Origin of the sequence: Pseudomonas sp. 09C 129, assembly GCF_002843625.1 — a bacterium.
GTDB lineage: Bacteria > Pseudomonadota > Gammaproteobacteria > Pseudomonadales > Pseudomonadaceae > Aquipseudomonas > Aquipseudomonas chlororaphis.
In genome coordinates this window covers 5849479-5865280 of sequence record NZ_CP025261.1, presented here as the reverse complement: position 1 = coordinate 5865280, position 15802 = coordinate 5849479, and the positions used below count along the sequence as shown (strand labels likewise).

At 65.1% G+C, this 15802-nt stretch carries 14 protein-coding genes; 4 read left to right on the top strand and 10 right to left on the bottom strand.

The genetic code is table 11. The features are described from left to right. The first annotated feature begins 102 nt into the window (after window positions 1-102). Both metE and CXQ81_RS26195 read left to right on the top strand, forming a co-directional pair. Window positions 103-2415 carry a 5-methyltetrahydropteroyltriglutamate--homocysteine S-methyltransferase gene (gene metE / locus CXQ81_RS26200; RefSeq protein ID WP_101338960.1) on the top strand — a complete coding sequence of 771 codons (2313 nt, stop codon included), beginning with the start codon at window positions 103-105 and terminating at the stop codon, window positions 2413-2415. A gap of 234 nt (window positions 2416-2649) precedes the next feature. Continuing rightward, the gene (locus tag CXQ81_RS26195) at window positions 2650-3684 is read left to right on the top strand and encodes an alpha/beta fold hydrolase (protein WP_101338959.1); all 1035 of its coding nucleotides are present in this window, start codon (window positions 2650-2652) and stop codon (window positions 3682-3684) included. A 203-nt stretch (window positions 3685-3887) separates the two neighbouring features. Here CXQ81_RS26195 and CXQ81_RS26190 read toward each other — a convergent pair whose 3' ends face one another. The 6 genes from CXQ81_RS26190 to CXQ81_RS26165 are packed head-to-tail and all read right to left on the bottom strand — an operon-like array spanning window position 3888 to window position 11189. Then, a complete protein-coding gene (locus CXQ81_RS26190; protein WP_101338958.1) occupies window positions 3888-5285 on the bottom strand; it encodes a sigma-54 dependent transcriptional regulator in 1398 nt (465 codons plus the stop codon). Then, window positions 5282-7066, bottom strand: coding sequence for an ATP-binding protein (locus CXQ81_RS26185; RefSeq protein ID WP_101338957.1), 1785 nt, complete (start codon window positions 7064-7066; stop codon window positions 5282-5284). Before CXQ81_RS26185 ends, CXQ81_RS26190 begins: the two co-directional genes overlap by 4 nt. Beyond that, window positions 7063-8190, bottom strand: a complete 1128-nt coding sequence (locus tag CXQ81_RS26180; protein ID WP_101338956.1) for a GNAT family N-acetyltransferase — start codon at window positions 8188-8190, stop codon at window positions 7063-7065. Before CXQ81_RS26180 ends, CXQ81_RS26185 begins: the two co-directional genes overlap by 4 nt. Before the next feature lie 14 nt (window positions 8191-8204). Further along, complete coding sequence (locus tag CXQ81_RS26175; protein ID WP_101338955.1) at window positions 8205-9086, bottom strand: carboxylesterase; 882 nt, start codon at window positions 9084-9086, stop codon at window positions 8205-8207. Next, on the bottom strand, window positions 9083-10477 hold the full coding sequence (locus CXQ81_RS26170; RefSeq protein ID WP_007927153.1) for an aspartate aminotransferase family protein: 1395 nt from the start codon (window positions 10475-10477) through the stop codon (window positions 9083-9085). The genes CXQ81_RS26175 and CXQ81_RS26170 overlap by 4 nt, the downstream gene beginning before the upstream one ends. After that, window positions 10470-11189 carry an MtnX-like HAD-IB family phosphatase gene (locus CXQ81_RS26165; RefSeq protein WP_101338954.1) on the bottom strand — a complete coding sequence of 240 codons (720 nt, stop codon included), beginning with the start codon at window positions 11187-11189 and terminating at the stop codon, window positions 10470-10472. Before CXQ81_RS26165 ends, CXQ81_RS26170 begins: the two co-directional genes overlap by 8 nt. A 230-nt stretch (window positions 11190-11419) precedes the next feature. Between CXQ81_RS26165 and CXQ81_RS26160 the strand changes: the two genes are divergently transcribed. Both CXQ81_RS26160 and CXQ81_RS26155 read left to right on the top strand, forming a co-directional pair. Then, a complete protein-coding gene (locus CXQ81_RS26160) occupies window positions 11420-12202 on the top strand; it encodes a MipA/OmpV family protein (RefSeq protein WP_101338953.1) in 783 nt (260 codons plus the stop codon). Window positions 12203-12468: 266 nt separating this feature from the next. Continuing rightward, window positions 12469-13335: a fatty acid desaturase gene (locus tag CXQ81_RS26155; RefSeq protein WP_101338952.1), complete on the top strand. Its 867-nt coding sequence runs from the start codon at window positions 12469-12471 to the stop codon at window positions 13333-13335. A gap of 166 nt (window positions 13336-13501) precedes the next feature. On the opposite strand, the gene CXQ81_RS26150 is transcribed toward CXQ81_RS26155, so the two are convergent. The 4 genes from CXQ81_RS26150 to CXQ81_RS26135 form a co-directional block, all read right to left on the bottom strand. Further along, complete coding sequence (locus tag CXQ81_RS26150; protein ID WP_053262460.1) at window positions 13502-13900, bottom strand: EamA family transporter; 399 nt, start codon at window positions 13898-13900, stop codon at window positions 13502-13504. A gap of 31 nt (window positions 13901-13931) precedes the next feature. After that, window positions 13932-14306, bottom strand: coding sequence for an EamA family transporter (locus CXQ81_RS26145; RefSeq protein WP_053262459.1), 375 nt, complete (start codon window positions 14304-14306; stop codon window positions 13932-13934). Further along, window positions 14303-15223: an arginase gene (locus CXQ81_RS26140; RefSeq protein ID WP_101338951.1), complete on the bottom strand. Its 921-nt coding sequence runs from the start codon at window positions 15221-15223 to the stop codon at window positions 14303-14305. Before CXQ81_RS26140 ends, CXQ81_RS26145 begins: the two co-directional genes overlap by 4 nt. 235 nt (window positions 15224-15458) lie before the next feature. Then, complete coding sequence (locus CXQ81_RS26135; protein ID WP_162136174.1) at window positions 15459-15788, bottom strand: GlpM family protein; 330 nt, start codon at window positions 15786-15788, stop codon at window positions 15459-15461. Between the last annotated feature and the right edge of the window lie 14 nt (window positions 15789-15802).

Below are 15802 nucleotides of genomic sequence, written 5' to 3'. Positions count from 1 at the left end.
CTCCATGAGTAAATTTTGTGATCAACACGAAAAGGTTGAGTTTGTCTCATGTTGGGTGGGCTGTCGACAATAGCGCCATCTTTTACAGGGAGGAACCCACTCATGGCCTTGGCCCACACCCTTGGTTTTCCGCGCATCGGCGCCGACCGCGAACTGAAAAAAGCCCTCGAATCCTACTGGAAGGGCGACCTTGACCGGCAGGCGCTGCAAGACGTCGGACGCCAGCTACGGGCCCGGCACTGGCAGCTGCAAAAGGACGCCGGCATCGACCTGCTGCCGGTGGGCGACTTCGCCTGGTACGACCAGGTGCTGACTCACTCGCTGACCTTCGGCGTGGTTCCCGAGCGCTTCGCCAGCAGCCAGGACGCCCAGGGCCAGCCGACCCTCGACACCCTGTTCGCCATGGCCCGCGGTGCCTCGGCGGGCTGCTGTGGCGGCGATCACGCCAAGACCCAGTACGCCCAGGAACTGACCAAGTGGTTCGACACCAACTACCACTACCTGGTCCCGGAATTCAGCGCCGACCAGTCGTTCAAGCTGAGCTGGGAACAGCTGTTCGACGAGGTCGATGAAGCTCACGCCCTGGGGCACCGGGTCAAGCCGGTGATCATCGGCCCGCTGACCTACCTGTGGCTGGGCAAGGCCAAGGGCAATGACTTCAACAAGCTCGAGCTGCTGGAGCGCCTGCTGCCGGTCTACGGCGAAATCCTCAACCGCCTCAAGGCCCAGGGCGTGGAGTGGGTGCAGATCGACGAACCGATCCTGACCCTCGACCTGCCGCAGGACTGGAAGAGCGCCTTCGAGCGTGCCTACCACATCCTCCAGTACTCGCCGCTGAAAAAGCTGGTGGCCACCTACTTCAGCGGCCTGCAGGACAACCTCGGGCTGGCCGTCGGCCTGCCGGTGGACGGCCTGCACATCGACGCCGTGCGGGCGCCGGAGCAACTGACCCAGGTGCTCGACCGCCTGCCGACCTACAAGATTCTGTCCGTGGGCCTGGTCAACGGTCGCAACGTCTGGCGTTGCGAGCTGGAGCAGGCGCTGGCGCAGCTGCAAGCGGCGCAGGAGCGTTTTGGCGACAACCTGTGGGTCAGCAGTTCCTGCTCCCTGTTGCACAGCCCGGTGGACCTGTCCCGGGAAGACCAGCTGGATGCCGAGCTGAAAAGCTGGCTGGCCTTTGCCGTGCAGAAATGCGGCGAGATCTCGGTGCTGCGTGACGCCCTGAACGATCCCCAGGCCCCGGCGGTGCAAGCGGCCCTGGCCGCAAGCCGCCAGGTGCAGGCCAGCCGGGCGCAGTCGCCGCGCATCCACAAGGCCGAGGTCCAGGCGCGGCTCAAGGCGGTCAGCGCCGCCGACAGCCAGCGTCATTCGCCCTTCGCCCAGCGCATTACCCAGCAGCATGCCCGCTTGAAGCTGCCGGTGTTCCCGACCACTACCATCGGTTCGTTCCCGCAGACCGCGTCGATCCGCCTGGCCCGCCAGGCGTTCAAGCAGGGCAAGCTGTCGAACAACGACTACACCGATGCCATGCGCTGCGAAATCCGCCATGCGGTGCAGGTCCAGGAGCGCCTGGGGCTGGATGTGCTGGTGCACGGCGAGGCCGAACGCAACGACATGGTCGAATACTTCGCCGAGCAACTGGACGGCTACCTGTTCACCCGCTTCGGCTGGGTGCAGAGCTACGGTTCGCGCTGCGTGAAACCGGCGGTGATCTACGGCGACCTGAGCCGCCCGCAGGCCATGACCGTTGACTGGATCACCTACGCCCAGAGCCTGACCGACAAGGTGATGAAGGGCATGCTTACCGGGCCGGTGACCATGCTGATGTGGTCCTTCCCCCGCGAGGATGTGCCGCGTGAAGTACAGGCGCGGCAACTGGCGCTGGCCTTGCGCGATGAGGTGGTGGACCTGGAAAAGGCCGGGATCAAGATCGTGCAGATCGACGAGGCGGCGTTCCGCGAGGGCCTGCCGCTGCGCCGGGCGGACTGGCAGCCGTACCTGGACTGGGCGGTGGAAGCCTTCCGCCTGACCGCCTCTGGGGTGCGCGACGAGACCCAGATCCACACCCACATGTGCTACAGCGAGTTCAACGACGTGATCCAGGCCATCGCGGCCATGGATGCCGACGTGATCACCATTGAGACGTCGCGTTCGGACATGGAGCTGCTGGAGGCGTTCGAAGCCTTTGACTACCCGAACGACATCGGCCCGGGAGTGTATGACATCCACTCGCCGCGGGTGCCGGACACCGCCGAGATGGTCAAGCTGATGAGCAAGGCGGTCCAGCGCATTCCCGCCGAGCGCTTGTGGGTCAACCCGGACTGCGGCCTGAAGACCCGCGCCTGGCCGGAGACCGAAGCTGCCCTGGTCAACATGGTCGCCGCCGCCCGTCAGTTGCGTAACCAGCAGGCCTGAATGCACCCATAGCCCCTGTAGCCGCTGCCGAAGGCTGCGAAAAGGACCGAAGGGCCTTCAGCGGATTCAAGATCGCTGCGTCCCTTCGGGCCGATCGCAGCCTGCGGCAGCGGCTACAGGGTTTTATGACCGCTGGGCAATCTTCATCAAACTGTCACGTAACTGTGGCAGCGCGCTCGACCAAAGTTCATCAGACTCGCGCTCTACTGGGCTTCTGCGTTTCGGTGTTTCTTCATGTGGGCAAGATTTTTTTCAACGACTGTTTTCCTGGCCGCGTTACTGCTCGGCCTGCCGTCTCAGGCGGCGTCTCGCTGTGATGTCAACGTACCGACCCAAAGGGTCGAACTGGAGCAGGTGAGCCTGGCCTACCAGAGTATCGGCCGTGCCTCCGATCCGGCCCTGCTGCTGGTGATGGGCCTGGGCGGGCAGCTGATCCACTGGCCGGACGAAGTGGTCGTTGCCCTGTGCCAGCAGGGTTTTCGGGTGATCCGTTACGACAACCGCGACGTCGGCCTGTCCACCTGGCGCCAGGCGCCGGTCAGCGCCAACCTGACGTTCGAGGTGCTGCGCTACAAGCTCGGCCTGCCGGTGGCCGCGCCCTACAGCCTGACCGACATGGCCGACGACGCCCTGGGCCTGATGAATGCCCTGCAGGTCGAGCAGTTCCATGTCCTGGGCGCGAGCATGGGCGGGATGATCGCCCAGCACCTGGCGGCCATGGCGCCGCAGCGGGTCGAGAGCCTGACCCTGATCATGACCAGCTCCGGCGCCGAAGGCCTGCCGGCGCCCAATGCGGCGCTGGTGCAACTGTTGTCGCGGCGCGGCGCGGCGAACCGTGAGGTGGCGCTGGAGCAACAGGCCGACCTGCTGGCCGCCCTCGGCAGCCCGCAGGTCACCGACGATCGGCAGGCGCTGCTGCATCAGGCGGCGGAGGCCTATGACCGGGCCTTCAACCCGGAAGGGGTGAAGCGCCAGATCATGGCGATCCTCGCCGAACCGAGCCGGGTGGCCCTGCTCAACCAGCTGCGCGTGCCGACCCTGGTGGTGCATGGCACCGCCGATCCGTTGCTGCCGGTGATGCACGGCGTGCACCTGGCGGCGCATATCCAGGGCAGCCAATTGAAGCTGATTCCGGGCCTGGCCCATCGCTTTCAGGAAGCCTTCAAGGCGCCGTTACTGGCGGCGGTGTTGCCGTACCTGCAACGCCATCGCGAAGACACTTCGCACTGGGCACAGATCGATCCGCTGCCTGCGCCGAATCTTCTTTGAGCTGATGCTCATGTCGGAGCGAAGCTTGCTCGCGATGAACGATAACGCGGTCTACTGGTAGACCGCAGCGTCCGAATCGCGAGCAAGCTTCGCTCCTACAGGCCGGTGGCGAGCTTGGCTTCTGTAGGAGCCAGGCTTGCCGGCGATGGAGGCAACGCGGTGAGTCTGAAGTATCGCCATCGCGGGCAACAGGCTTTGGCGCTTCAGCGAACGATCTTGTCGACCTGGATCCCGAGTTTCTTCAGGCGGTACCAGAAGCTGCGCTCGGAAATGCCGATCAGCTGCGCGGCGGCGGCCTGCACGCCGTTGCTCTGTTGCAGGGCGGCGAGGATGTAGGCCTTCTCCACTTCGGCCAGGGCCGCGTCCAGGTCGCTGGGCACGTTGAGGCTATCGCCGGGCAGGGCGCAGGCCCCAGCGTTCACGGGAGGTGAGCTGAACAGATAGCCCGGCAGGTCGCTTTCCTCGATCACCGCGCCCGCAGCGACTATGGTCGCGCGTTCGACGCAGTTCTGCAGTTCGCGGATATTGCCCGGCCAGGCGTAATTGGCCATGGCCTGCAGGGCCTGCGGGCTGAAGCCGGTGATGCGTTTGCCGGCGGTGGCGCCCAGGGTGTGGGCGAAGTGCCGGGCCAGGGGCGCGATATCCTCGACCCGCTCGCGCAGGGCGGGCAGGGGGATCGGGAAGACATTGAGGCGGTAATACAGGTCTTCGCGAAACTCCTTGTTGGCCACCGCTTCCAGCAGGTTCTTGTTGGTGGCGGCGATCACCCGCACATCGACCTTGCGCTCGCGCGGGTCGCCCACCGGTTCGATCACCCGCTCCTGCAAGGCACGCAGGATCTTCGCCTGCAGGGCCAGGGGCATGTCGCCGACCTCATCGAGGAACAGCGTGCCTTTGTCCGCCTGCTGAAAGCGTCCGACCCGGTCGGCCACGGCGCCGGTGAAGGCGCCCTTGCGATGGCCGAACATTTCGCTTTCCAGCAGGCCTTCGGGGATCGCCGCGCAGTTGACCGCGACAAAGGGTTTGTTGGCGCGGTTGCCGTGCTGGTGGATGGCCCGGGCGACCATCTCCTTGCCGGTGCCGCTTTCGCCGGTCAGCAGGATGGTGGCGTTGCTTTCGCGCACCGAGTCCACCGCTTGCAGGACCCGGCGGAAGGTCGGGCTGTCGCCCACCAGGCTATCGATCTGCCGGTGCTCGTCGAGCTCGGCGCGCATGCGCTGGTTGTCTTTGAGAATGTCGCGAAACTGCAGGGCCTTGCTGACGGTGATGTCCAGCTCGTCGATGTCGAAGGGCTTGGCGATGTAGTCGTAGGCGCCGTTGCGCATCGACTGCACGGCATTTTTCACCGTGCTGTAGGCGGTCATGACGATCACCGGGATCTGTGGGTAGCGCTGCTTGACCTCGGCCAGCAGCTGCGGGCCGTCCATGCCGGGCATGCGCCAGTCGCTGATCACCAGGTCGATCTCTTCCTGCTCCAGCACCTTGAGCGCATGCAGGCCATTGCCGGCGGTGAACACCTGGATGCCGTCCTGGCTCAGCGCCGAGGACAGCAGGTCGCAAAGCTTGGGCTCGTCGTCGACCACCAGCAGGTTATGCGTCATGGCTGGGCCTTTTGCTCGTCTTGATCATCTTCGTCGTCCTCACCTTTGGCCGGAATGTACAGGCTGAAGGTGGCGCCGGCATCTATTTCGCTGCTGCATTCGATGTGCCCGTCATGGTTTTCCATGATCGAGAACACCTTGGCCAGGCCCAGCCCGGTGCCCGAGGCCTTGGTGGTGACGAAGGGGGTGAAGATGCGTTCGAGCATGTCCGGCTCGATGCCCTGGCCGGTGTCGGCGACCCGCAGGATGGTGTGCTCGGCGTCCTGGGCGATGCCCAGGGTCAGGCGTCCGCCGGCGGGCATGGCGTCGATGGCGTTGAGGATCAGGTTCAGGCAGGCCTGCTTGAGCTGGCGGGCGTCGGCGTACAGGGTCGCGCCTGGCGCCTGGTCGTCGATCCGGGCGTCGATCTTGTGGCTGGCCAGTTCCGGCTCGCAGAAGCCGATCAGTTCCTCCACCAGCGGCCGCGCCAGCAGGGTCGAGCGGATCGGCGCGCTGGGTTTGGCGAAGTCGAGGAAATCGGTGATCAGGTCGTTGATCCGGCTGACTTCGCTGATCACGTATTCCAGGTGGCGCTTGTCGCCTTCGGGCAGGTCCGCCCGGCGGTGCAGCAATTGGGTGGCGGTCTTGATGATGCCCAAAGGGTTGCGGATCTCGTGGGCCAGGCCCATGGCCACTTCGCCCAGGGCGTGCAGGCGGTCGCGACGGCGCAACTGGGCTTCCAGGTGATGCAGTTCGCCCAGGCGTTCGCTCATATGGTTGAAGGTACTGCTCAGCTCCGCCAGCTCGTCGCCGCCAATCACCGGCACGCGTTGCCGGTAGTCGCCGGCGATCACCGCCTGGACCCCCTTGGACAAGCCGCGCAGGGGCATGGTCAGTCGTTTCGACACCAGCCAGCCGACGGCCAGCGACGCCGCCGAGCTGAGCAGGAAGATCAGGATGAACAGGTTGCTCTGGTTGACCAGCCCCACCAGGCTGCTGTGGCGCAGCAGGCCGCTGAAAATCACCCCCACCAGCTCGCCGCTGTCGTTGAAGATCGGCCGGTACAGCCCGCTGTAGCGGCTGGTGAACTGCTCGGTGGGTTGGCGAGTGTCGCGCAGGATGTTCTCGATCTTTTCCGGCACCTGGGTCGGGTGGTCTTCGAAACGCTGGGTGGCGAAGATCTCGGCGAAGTCGTTGGCCTTGGCCAGGTACAGGCGCAGGTCGAGGGAATGCACGTCGGCCACGCTGGTGAGGAAGCTGGCGTCCAGGTAGGTGGCGATCAGCAGTTGGTAGTCGATGCCGTCGAGGGTGGTCTGGAAGGTCGAGACCACGGCTCCCGTGGCCACGCCGCCGACCTGCAGGGTCTGCAGCACGGCGTTGTGGGCCAGGCTGATCTGCCCGACGATGTCGTCGGCGGCGGTGCTGAACACCACCTGCTGGTCGCGCTTGCGGATCAGCGCCACCACATCGATGCCCATGGAGTCGGCGATGTCGGCGGTGAGCTTGTCGTGCCTGGCCGCGTTGCGGTCGGTGGGCGGCCTGGTGTAACGCAGGAACAGCTGGGCGATGCGCGCGTTGTCGCGCAGGGTCTCGGTGATTTCGTCCTCGACGATCTTGGTCGACTCCTGCAGCCAGATGCGCACGTTGCTGTCGAAGATCTGCGACAGGGTGGTGGCCGCCAGCTCTGCGGCGATCATGGTGGGGATCACGCTGACCATCCAGAACGCCAGCACCAGCTTGCGCTGCAGGCTCCAGCGGGAGATGGCGAAAGGGCGAGGGGCGCGGCGGTCTTTTCTGGTCATGAACTTTCGCTTAGTGCAGCAGCCATGGCGGGGTCGGTGCGATCCGGCCGGAGAACATATTTCAGCCCTTTGAGCAGGGTGTCGAGCAGCGGGTTGCGATGCTGGAAAAACAGGCTGTTGCCGGTGAAGGTACAGCCCAGGCGCAGCTTGCTGGCATAACCGGCCTGGCCACATTCGTAGAGCGCGATCCGGTGCTGGATACAGTAGTCGACATTGGCCATCCAGCTGCGCAAATACAGGTTGTGCTCACGAGTGATATCCAGGTCGTGGGCGAAGAATTTGTCGATCAGCCGGTGCTCGTCCAGCAGCACCAGGTTGAAGGCCACCAGTTGGTCGTCGACCCAGTACAGCACGCAGGCGGCCCGTTCCCCCAACTGCTGGAGGATACCGGTGAAATAGGGCGCGGGTAAGCGTTCGAATTGCAGTTCGCTGCGCCGCAGGGTGGCTTCGTACAGGCGCATGACCTCGGGCAGCACATCGTCGATGTTGTGTCGCCATTCGATTCGCAGCCCGGGCGCGCGCAACTTGCGGCGCAGGTCCTTGCGCGTGGACTTGCCCAGGGTGCCGAGGTAGGCATCCAGCGAGCCGAAGGGCACCGGCAGCAGGGCGCTGGGCAGGCTGGGCATGGTTTGCAGGCCGAACGCCTGGCAGCTGGCGGCCCATTGCCGATCCTGGCTGGCGGCATCCTTGACCGCCAGCAGGCCGATGCCCTGGGCGTCGGCATCGCGCCGGGCCAGGTGCAGCAGTTGCTCCAGCAGGGCCTGGCGGCGCACCGCGGGAATATGGCTGGCGGTGCCGGCGTGGCACTGTTCGGCCACCGGCGAACCGATGGCGTACAGGCGCAGTTGCAGCAGCCCCGGCCACCAGCGTTGCAGGCGTTCGCTCAGGCGCTTGGCCGGGCCCGAGACGGTGGTGTCCAGGCGATAGCAGGTGGTGAAGGCCGGAGCGACGGCCACCAGCTTCGAATCTTCGAACACTGCCAGATAGCGCCAGCTGAAGCCCTCGATGCCGGCGTTCTGTACCGCCAGGTAATAATCCCAATCTTCCAGGGCGCCGGGAAAACAGTCGTTCCAGGCGCTGCGGTCGATGGCCTGGATGCTCGAAAAGACTTGGCTGGTGATCACGTGCGGTCCTTGAGTCAGGCGAACTGGCGCTGGTCGTCGTACGCTGCGGGCCGCGGGTCCGCCTGGCGTTCGATGAAGTCCGCGCTCAACTCCACCACCCGGCGGTACTGCAGGTCGACGGTGATCATGTGGTAGCAGTTGTCGAGCAGCACCTTGACCACCGGGCCGCCGAGCTTGCGCTCGACATAGTCGGCGTTCCAGCGGCTGGTGATGTCGTCCTCGATGGAGTGCAGCACCAGGGCCGGGGTGGTGATCGACGGCATGCGTTTTTTCACCACCGCGTTCATCCGGTGCAGCTCGCGCACGGTCACCCCCTCCATGGTCAGCAGGCCGGCACTGCTGCTTTCGCCGGCCTTCATCTGCCGCTCGACCACCGCCCGCAGGCGCTCGTTCTTGATGCCGTACGGCGGCTTCTCCTCGAAGCTGCAGATGTGCACGCCGAACGGAATCTTCATCAGCAGCGGGGTGAGGAACGCCAGCTTGTTGATGCTCCAGCCGTCGTACTTGAGGGTGGTCGAATACATCAGCAGGCCGCTGACCTGCCCCGGGTGTTCCGAGGCCAGGTACATGGACATGACGGCGCCCATCGACAGGCCGCCGACGAACACCTGCCGGTGGCGGCGACGGATGCCGGCGAAGGTCCGGCGCACGCCCTCGTACCAGTCCTGCCAGCCGGTGGCTTGCAGGTCGGCGTTGTTGCCGCAGTGCCCGGCCAGGGTCGGCACGTACACCGTGCACCCCGCGTTGGCCAGGCCGACGGCCACCCGACGCAGTTCCGTCGGGGTGCCGGTGAGGCCGTGGATCAACAACACCGCGACCTCGCCACTGCCGAGCACGAACCCGGCATCGCCCTGGCCCAGGTCGATGCCTTCGTCCAGATCGATCGGTGCGCTCATCGCTTCATGGCCCGGTCCAGCAGACGGTCGAGCAGGGCGATGCCGAGGTCGATCTCCGCGTAGCTGATTTCCAGCGAGGGGGCCAGGGTGATGACGTTCTTGTAGTAGCCGCCCACATCGAGAATCAGCCCCAGGCGCTGGCCGTTGATTTCGATGTCGCCCTTCATGCCTTCCTCGACCATGTAGTCCAGGGTCGCCTTGTCCGGGGTGAAACCGTCGCTGGTGCAGATCTCGCAGCGCAGCGCCAGGCCCAGGCCGTCGACGTCGCCGATGATCGGGTAGCGCTTCTGCAGGTCTTGCAATCCGGCCAGGAAGTACTTGCCCTTCTCCATGACCATCGCGCCGTAGTCGGTCTCGCTGGTCATCTTGAACATTTCCAGGCCCACCGCGGTGCCCAGCGGGTTGGAGGCGAAGGTCGAGTGGGTCGAACCCGGCGGGAACACCTTGGGGTTGATCAGTTCTTCGCGGGCCCAGATGCCGCCCAGGGGGTTGAGGCCGTTGGTCAGGGCCTTGCCGAAGACGATCACGTCCGGCTTGACGTCGAAGTGCTCGATCGACCACAGCTTGCCGGTGCGGTAGAAGCCCATCTGGATCTCGTCGACCACCATCAGGATGCCGTGCTGGTCGAGCACGTGCTTGAGCTCGCTGTAGAAGTTCATCGGCGGGATCACGTAGCCGCCGGTGCCCTGGATCGGCTCGACGTAGAAGGCGGCGTATTCGCTCTGGCCGACTTTCGGGTCCCACACGCCGTTGTATTCGGTCTCGAACAGTCGGGCGAACTGCTGCACGCAGTGGCTGCCGTACTCTTCCTTGGTCATGCCCTTGGGGCCGCGGAAGTGGTAGGGGAAGGGAATGAAGTTGGCGCGCTCGCCGAAGTGGCCGTAGCGGCGACGGTAGCGGTAGCTGGAGGTGATCGACGAGGCACCGAGGGTGCGGCCGTGGTAGCCGCCCTCGAAAGCGAACATCAGGCTCTTGCCGTTGGTGGCGTTGCGCACGACTTTCAGCGAGTCCTCGATGGACTGCGAGCCGCCGACGTTGAAGTGCACGCGGCCGTCGAGGCCGAATTTCTTCTTGGCATCGACCGCGATCATTTCCGAGAGCTCGATCTTGCCCTTGTGCAGATACTGGCTGGCGATCTGCGGCAGGCTGTCGATCTGTTGCTTGAGGGCGTTGTTCAGGCGCGGGTTGGCATAGCCGAAGTTCACCGCCGAGTACCACATCTGCAGGTCGAGGTAGGCCTGGTCGCTGGTGTCCCAGACGTAGGAGCCCTCGCAGCGGCTGAAGATCCGTGGCGGTTCGATGTAGTGGACGGTGTCGCCGTAGGAGCAGTACTTGGCTTCTTTTTCCAGAAGCACCTGGTCTTCTGCGGTAGCGATACGAATGTCAGACATGGTGGAAGAGTTCCTGAGTGTGTACGGAGTGTTCGGTGGTGTTGTCGAGGGTGAAGGTGCCGGCGTTGGCCGCGTCGTTGGGCAACAGCGCCAGCAGTGCCGGCAGTTCGGCGAAGGAGTCGAAGGTCGCGTGGGGAATGGCGTGGCGTTGGCAGTACTCGGCCAGGCGGCCCTTGGCGAACACGAAGTCGGCGCTGGCGGCCACGCACATGTCGGACTGGCCGTCGCCGATCACCAGCACCCGCTTGCCCTTGGGCGTGGATTTGCATTTGCAGTTGCCGGACGCGGCGCGGCAGGCGTCGCTGGAATGCGGGAAGTCGATGCGCCAGCTGTGCTGGTCGACCTGGCGCAGGCGGTTGGCGAGGATCGGCAGCAGGCTCACGTAGTGGCGCGCGAGGATTCGCGCGATGCCTTGCTCGATGCCGTCGCTGACCACTTCCAGGGACGCGCCCAGGCCGATCACGTGATCGACGAAGTCGGGGAAGTCGGGATCGATCTCGACGCTGTCGAAGCAGGCCAGCAATTCGGCGGGCGAGGCCTTGACCAGCGCCAGTTGGCGGCTGAGGCATTCCCGGGAGCCGATATGGCCATCCAGCCATTGCTGCTCGATGTCTTCCCAGCTCGGGTCGGCGAAGCGTTGGAGGACGTTGTCGATCACGTCGGTGCGGGTGATGGTCCCGTCGAAGTCACACACGATATGCCAGTGCATCATCTGCAGTTACCTGTTGTAGAGGAGCGCACTTTGCGCATGCCAGGTACTGGAGCAGGGACTGTGCCAAGTGGCTCAAGCCCAGGCGGGCTGGGCTTTGCGCGGGAACAAGGCGTTGGATGGGCGGGTTGGAGCTACAAATTTTGTAGCTCGCTACAAACAACATCAGTGCTTGCAGGGAGGGGGCACGGTGGTGATTGATGCGCGCATCTTCACTTAAGGAAACCCGCGCCATGTTCAGCTTCACACGCTCCGCCCTGCTCGCCGCCCTGCTGTCTCTGGGGGCTGTCTGCGGGGCTTTCGCCGAGGACGGGGGCCAGGATGGATTGAGCGGCGCGCTGGGCCTGGGCATCGGTTACCAGCCCCATGACCCCAGCGGCAGCCGGCATGACACCGTGCCCTTGCCCTATGTCGATCTGGAGTGGGGCGATGTCAGCCTCGACACCGACGACGGCCTGACCTGGGACGCCTTCAAGGCCAAGGGTTTCAGCGCCGGGCCCTATATCAACTACTTGTCGGGACGCAACGCCAACGGCTCGCTGCGCGGCCTGCGGGATGTGCCGAACATGGCCGATGTCGGCGGCTACATCCAATACGCGCCGGACGACTTCTGGCGCCTGTTCGCTTCCCTCGGCAGCGCGGTGGGCGCGGGCTCCGGCCAGGGCGGCCTGCTGGGCAAGGTCGGCGGCGAAATCGGTTATCCCCTGGGCCTGGGGATCATCGGCAGCAGCAACCTCACCGCGCATTTCGCCGACGCCCGGCAGACCCAGACCTTCTTTGGCATCAGAGACGCCGAAGCCCAGGCGACGGGCATCGGCCGCTACAGCGCCGGCGGCGGTCTGCAGAACCTGACCCTGACCCAGAACCTGCAAGTGCCCCTGGGCGGCAACTGGTCGTGGATGACCAGCGCCAGCTGGATTCACCTGACAGGCTCGGCGGCCGACAGCACCCTGGTGCGCGAGCGCGGCGAAGTGAACCAGGGCCAGGTCCAGACCGCCCTCAGCTACCAGTTCTGAGGCCGGCCAAGGCCTTATCGCCGGACTTGCGTGGCGTTCTCCAGGTCGTCATCGCGGGCCAGCCTCGCTCCTACAAAAGCGTGGCTGAATACCTCTGCCGGCATGCGCTGTTTCTGTAGGAGCGAGGCTTGCCCGCGATCCAGGCGCTGCGGGGTGTCTGTAACACCGCGTCAGCATTCATCGCGAGCAAGCTTCGCTCCTGCAGTGGAGAAATTGGTCCACCCTTTGCACTGGCAGCCATGAACCCACTTTTCAGGAAGTTCTTCATGGCTCGTCCCGCTTATCGCCTGCTCGCCCATTCGCTGTGGGACATCGTCCCGATCCTGATGGCCCTGGCGCATTTTTCCTTCGTCCTGTGGCTGGTGCTGGCCTTTCACAGCCTGTCCTGGTGGGTGATCCTGCCGGCGGCGTCGTTGTATGCGCTCAGCCTGTCGTGGAGCATCAACAGCATTTCCCACAACCAGATCCACAACGCCTATTTCAGCCTGCCGTGGCTGAACCGCGGCTTCGATCTGCTGCTGTCGGTGACCATCGGTTTTTCCCAGACCCTGTACCGCGATATCCACAACCGCCATCACCGTGGCAACTCGGATCGGCCCGGGCCGGACGGCACCACGATCGACCCGCTGTCGATCTACCTGCATGGCCGCAACGGCCAGCCGGACAATGTCTGGGCCTATACCTTCCTGAGTTTTTTCCGCGACGACCCCAAGGCCATCTACCAGGAAATGCAGCGCAAGCGCCCGGCGGACGCGCGTTGGGTCAAGGTGGAAATCGGCGTGACGGTATTGGCCTACGTGGCGCTGGGGCTATACGACTGGCATGCGCTGCTGGTGCTGCTGCCGTTCTGGTACCTGGGACAGTCGCTGTCCTCGCTCAACGGCTATTACGAGCACCTGGGCGGCAACCCGGACCTGCCGATCGCCTGGGGCGTGAGTAGCTACAGCCGGCTGTATAACCTGATCTGGATGAACAACGGCTACCACGCCGAACACCACTACCGGCCGAAGATGCACTGGACCCGGGTCAAGGCCTTCCACCGGGAGATCCGCGAACAGCAGCGGGCGGCGGGGGTGAAGGTGATTCCGCTGGCCCATGGCCTGGGCTTTCTGCTGAAACACCCCAAGCGCTGACACCCGCGCACCTGTAGCCGCTGCCGCAGGCTGCGATCGACCGGTACGGTCGTGGCATTCTGAAGACCGCAGGTTCGGCGGGAGATTGGGAACCAAGGCCCTGCGGGCCTTATCGCAGCCTCGTGGGCTCGGCAGCGGCTACAGGGGCGTTATGCGCCCCCATGTCCTAGGCTTCTTCGCCCTCGGCCAGCAGGGCGATCCCGCTGACTATCACCAGCACGCCGACCCAGTGCAGCAGGCTGATCTGCTCGCCCAGGCCCAGCCAGGAGCCGAGCAACACCACCACGAACACCAGCGAGCTCAGGGGGAAGGCCAGGGACAGGCTGCTGCGCCGCAGGATCAGCATCCACACGAAGAACGCGCCGATGTAGCAGGCAATCGCCAGCAGCACCCCCGGGTTGACCGCCACCGCGGCCAGCCATTGCAGGTTGAAATCCATCTGGCCCAGTTGGTCGCCGCCGACTTTGGTGGCGATCTGGCCGGCGCTTTCGAAGCCGATCAGCAGGGCCCAGAGCACCAGGGTGCCGAGGCGCCCGTGGAGCCAGCCGTGAGTCTGTGCAGTCATGAAATCTTTCCTTGTGAAGCGTTGAGGGGGCTCAGGTGCTGGCGACGCACACCAGCATCACGCCGAGGGTGATGACCAGGGTGCCCAGCCAGCGTCGGCGGCTGACGTGCTCGCCGAGAATCAGCTTGCCGGCCAGGACCACGCCGCAATAGGCCAGGGCCGCCGCCGGAAACAGCAGGCTCAGCGGCGCGCGGGACAGGGCTTCGAGCCAGACGAAAAACTCGATCACATAGGCACCGATGCCGCACCACAGCAGCGGCGCGTTGAACACCTGGCCCCAGAAGGCATTCAGGCGAAAACCGCCTTCCAGCTCCGGCAGGCGGTCCAGGCCGAGCTTGAAACAGAGCTGGCCGATCACGTCCAGGACAATAGAAAACGCCACCAGCAAGACAACGGTCAGGGTCACGGGAACAGCTCCTCGAACAGCGCCATCAGGGCTTCGTTGGTGGTCGAATTGCGTAGCAGGTCGGCCGCGCTCCAGCGTTCGGCCGGCGGTTGGTCGGAGCGTGCTTCCCAGCGCTTGAAGGCGTTGCTGAAGGCCGGCGCGGCGAACTCGCCGCAGATGTCGATACCGAGGATGCGCTTGCCCGCCGCCAAGCTGCGCAGGGCCTGCAGCAGGTGACTCAGGCGCATGCCGCCCTGGTCCCAGTTGGTCGCGGCGTCGGTACTGGCCAGCACGTCCTTGTCGATGGTGATCCAGATCGCCTGGGTGGGCAGGCTGGCGATCAACTGGTCGAGGAAGGCTGGCCAGTCGAGCCCGGCCAGGTTGCGCCAGTGCAGGTGGTTTTCCTGCTGCTGGTGCCCGGCGCCGTCGCCGACCCGGCCCCAGACCTTGGAGGGCGCGTGCTCCCAGGGAAACAGCTGCAGCTTGCCGTGGCGCAGCGCGCCGAGGTTGCCGCCGCGCAGCTGCGGGTTGTGCAGGTCGTCGCTGCACGGCCCGAGGGTGACGATGCGCTGGATGTGCGGCAACTGCAGCGCCCGGTTGACCCAGGAACCGCAGTGGCGGCGCGGCGCGAAGCGCACCCAGTCGGGGTGGTTGTCGAAGTGGATCAGGCTGACCGGCTGTTGCAGGTCGGCGAGGAAGGCCGGGGTCAGGTGGTGGTAGTCACCGGAGCCGACAAAGAAGATTTCCGGCTGCGGGCCGCTGTGGGCGGGCCTTTGCCGCAGGCGTTCGGTGAAGTGGCGGTAGGTGCGTTCGGTGGACCAGAGCCGCAGTTTCGGGCCCAGGTCCAGCAGGTCCAGGCGTCGCGCCTGGCCGCTGCGCAGCCGGCGCTGGACAGGCTCCTGGGCGGTCAGGCTGTGGTCGAGATCGAGAATGTTCAAAGCAGGATTTACCCATGGCAGCGCCCCTCGGAAAAGCCTGCGTCACAGGTCGCGGACGCAGGCAGAGCGGGCTTTACAGGGTAAATGCAAGGGACGGGCCAGGGCGCTGAACGGCACCTGTAGCCGCTGCCGAGCCCGCGAGGCTGCGATCGCCCCCGCAGGGGGCGCAGAGGTCTTGAGATCGCTGAAGACCTTCGGCCTTATCGCCGCCTGCGGCAGCGGCTACAGGGGGGAGTCAGGCGTGGACGCGGACCCAGACGCTGACCAGCACGGTGGCAGCCATCAGCCAGGCCACCGCGGCCACTGCCAGGGAGGCTTCCAGGCGCAGGCGGTCGACCATCACGTAGAGGGTCGCCAGGTACACGAAGTAGGGAATGATCGACCACATGCCGAACAGGATTGTGGTCTTCAGGTCGTCGATGGAACGGCCCTTGCCGACGATGTAGTGGGCGATCAGGGCGAAGGTCGGGAACAGCGGCACCAGGCCGGCGATGTAGTAATTCCGGGTCTTGGCCAGGGCGGCGAGGATCACCACCACGGCGGCGCCCAGGCAGGCTTTGAGCAATAAATCCACGGTAC

Excerpts from the sequence above, each read along its gene's own strand:
- CXQ81_RS26190 (WP_101338958.1), bottom strand. The coding sequence starts at position 5,285 with ATGACGCATAACCTGCTGGTGGTCGACGACGAGCCCAAGCTTTGCGAC.
- CXQ81_RS26150 (WP_053262460.1), bottom strand. The coding sequence starts at position 13,900 with ATGACTGCACAGACTCACGGCTGGCTCCACGGGCGCCTCGGCACCCTG.
- metE (WP_101338960.1), top strand. The coding sequence starts at position 103 with ATGGCCTTGGCCCACACCCTTGGTTTTCCGCGCATCGGCGCCGACCGC.
- CXQ81_RS26165 (WP_101338954.1), bottom strand. The coding sequence starts at position 11,189 with ATGATGCACTGGCATATCGTGTGTGACTTCGACGGGACCATCACCCGC.
- CXQ81_RS26185 (WP_101338957.1), bottom strand. The coding sequence starts at position 7,066 with ATGACCAGAAAAGACCGCCGCGCCCCTCGCCCTTTCGCCATCTCCCGC.
- CXQ81_RS26170 (WP_007927153.1), bottom strand. The coding sequence starts at position 10,477 with ATGTCTGACATTCGTATCGCTACCGCAGAAGACCAGGTGCTTCTGGAA.
- CXQ81_RS26195 (WP_101338959.1), top strand. The coding sequence starts at position 2,650 with ATGTGGGCAAGATTTTTTTCAACGACTGTTTTCCTGGCCGCGTTACTG.
- CXQ81_RS26155 (WP_101338952.1), top strand. The coding sequence starts at position 12,469 with ATGGCTCGTCCCGCTTATCGCCTGCTCGCCCATTCGCTGTGGGACATC.
- CXQ81_RS26160 (WP_101338953.1), top strand. The coding sequence starts at position 11,420 with ATGTTCAGCTTCACACGCTCCGCCCTGCTCGCCGCCCTGCTGTCTCTG.
- CXQ81_RS26175 (WP_101338955.1), bottom strand. The coding sequence starts at position 9,086 with ATGAGCGCACCGATCGATCTGGACGAAGGCATCGACCTGGGCCAGGGC.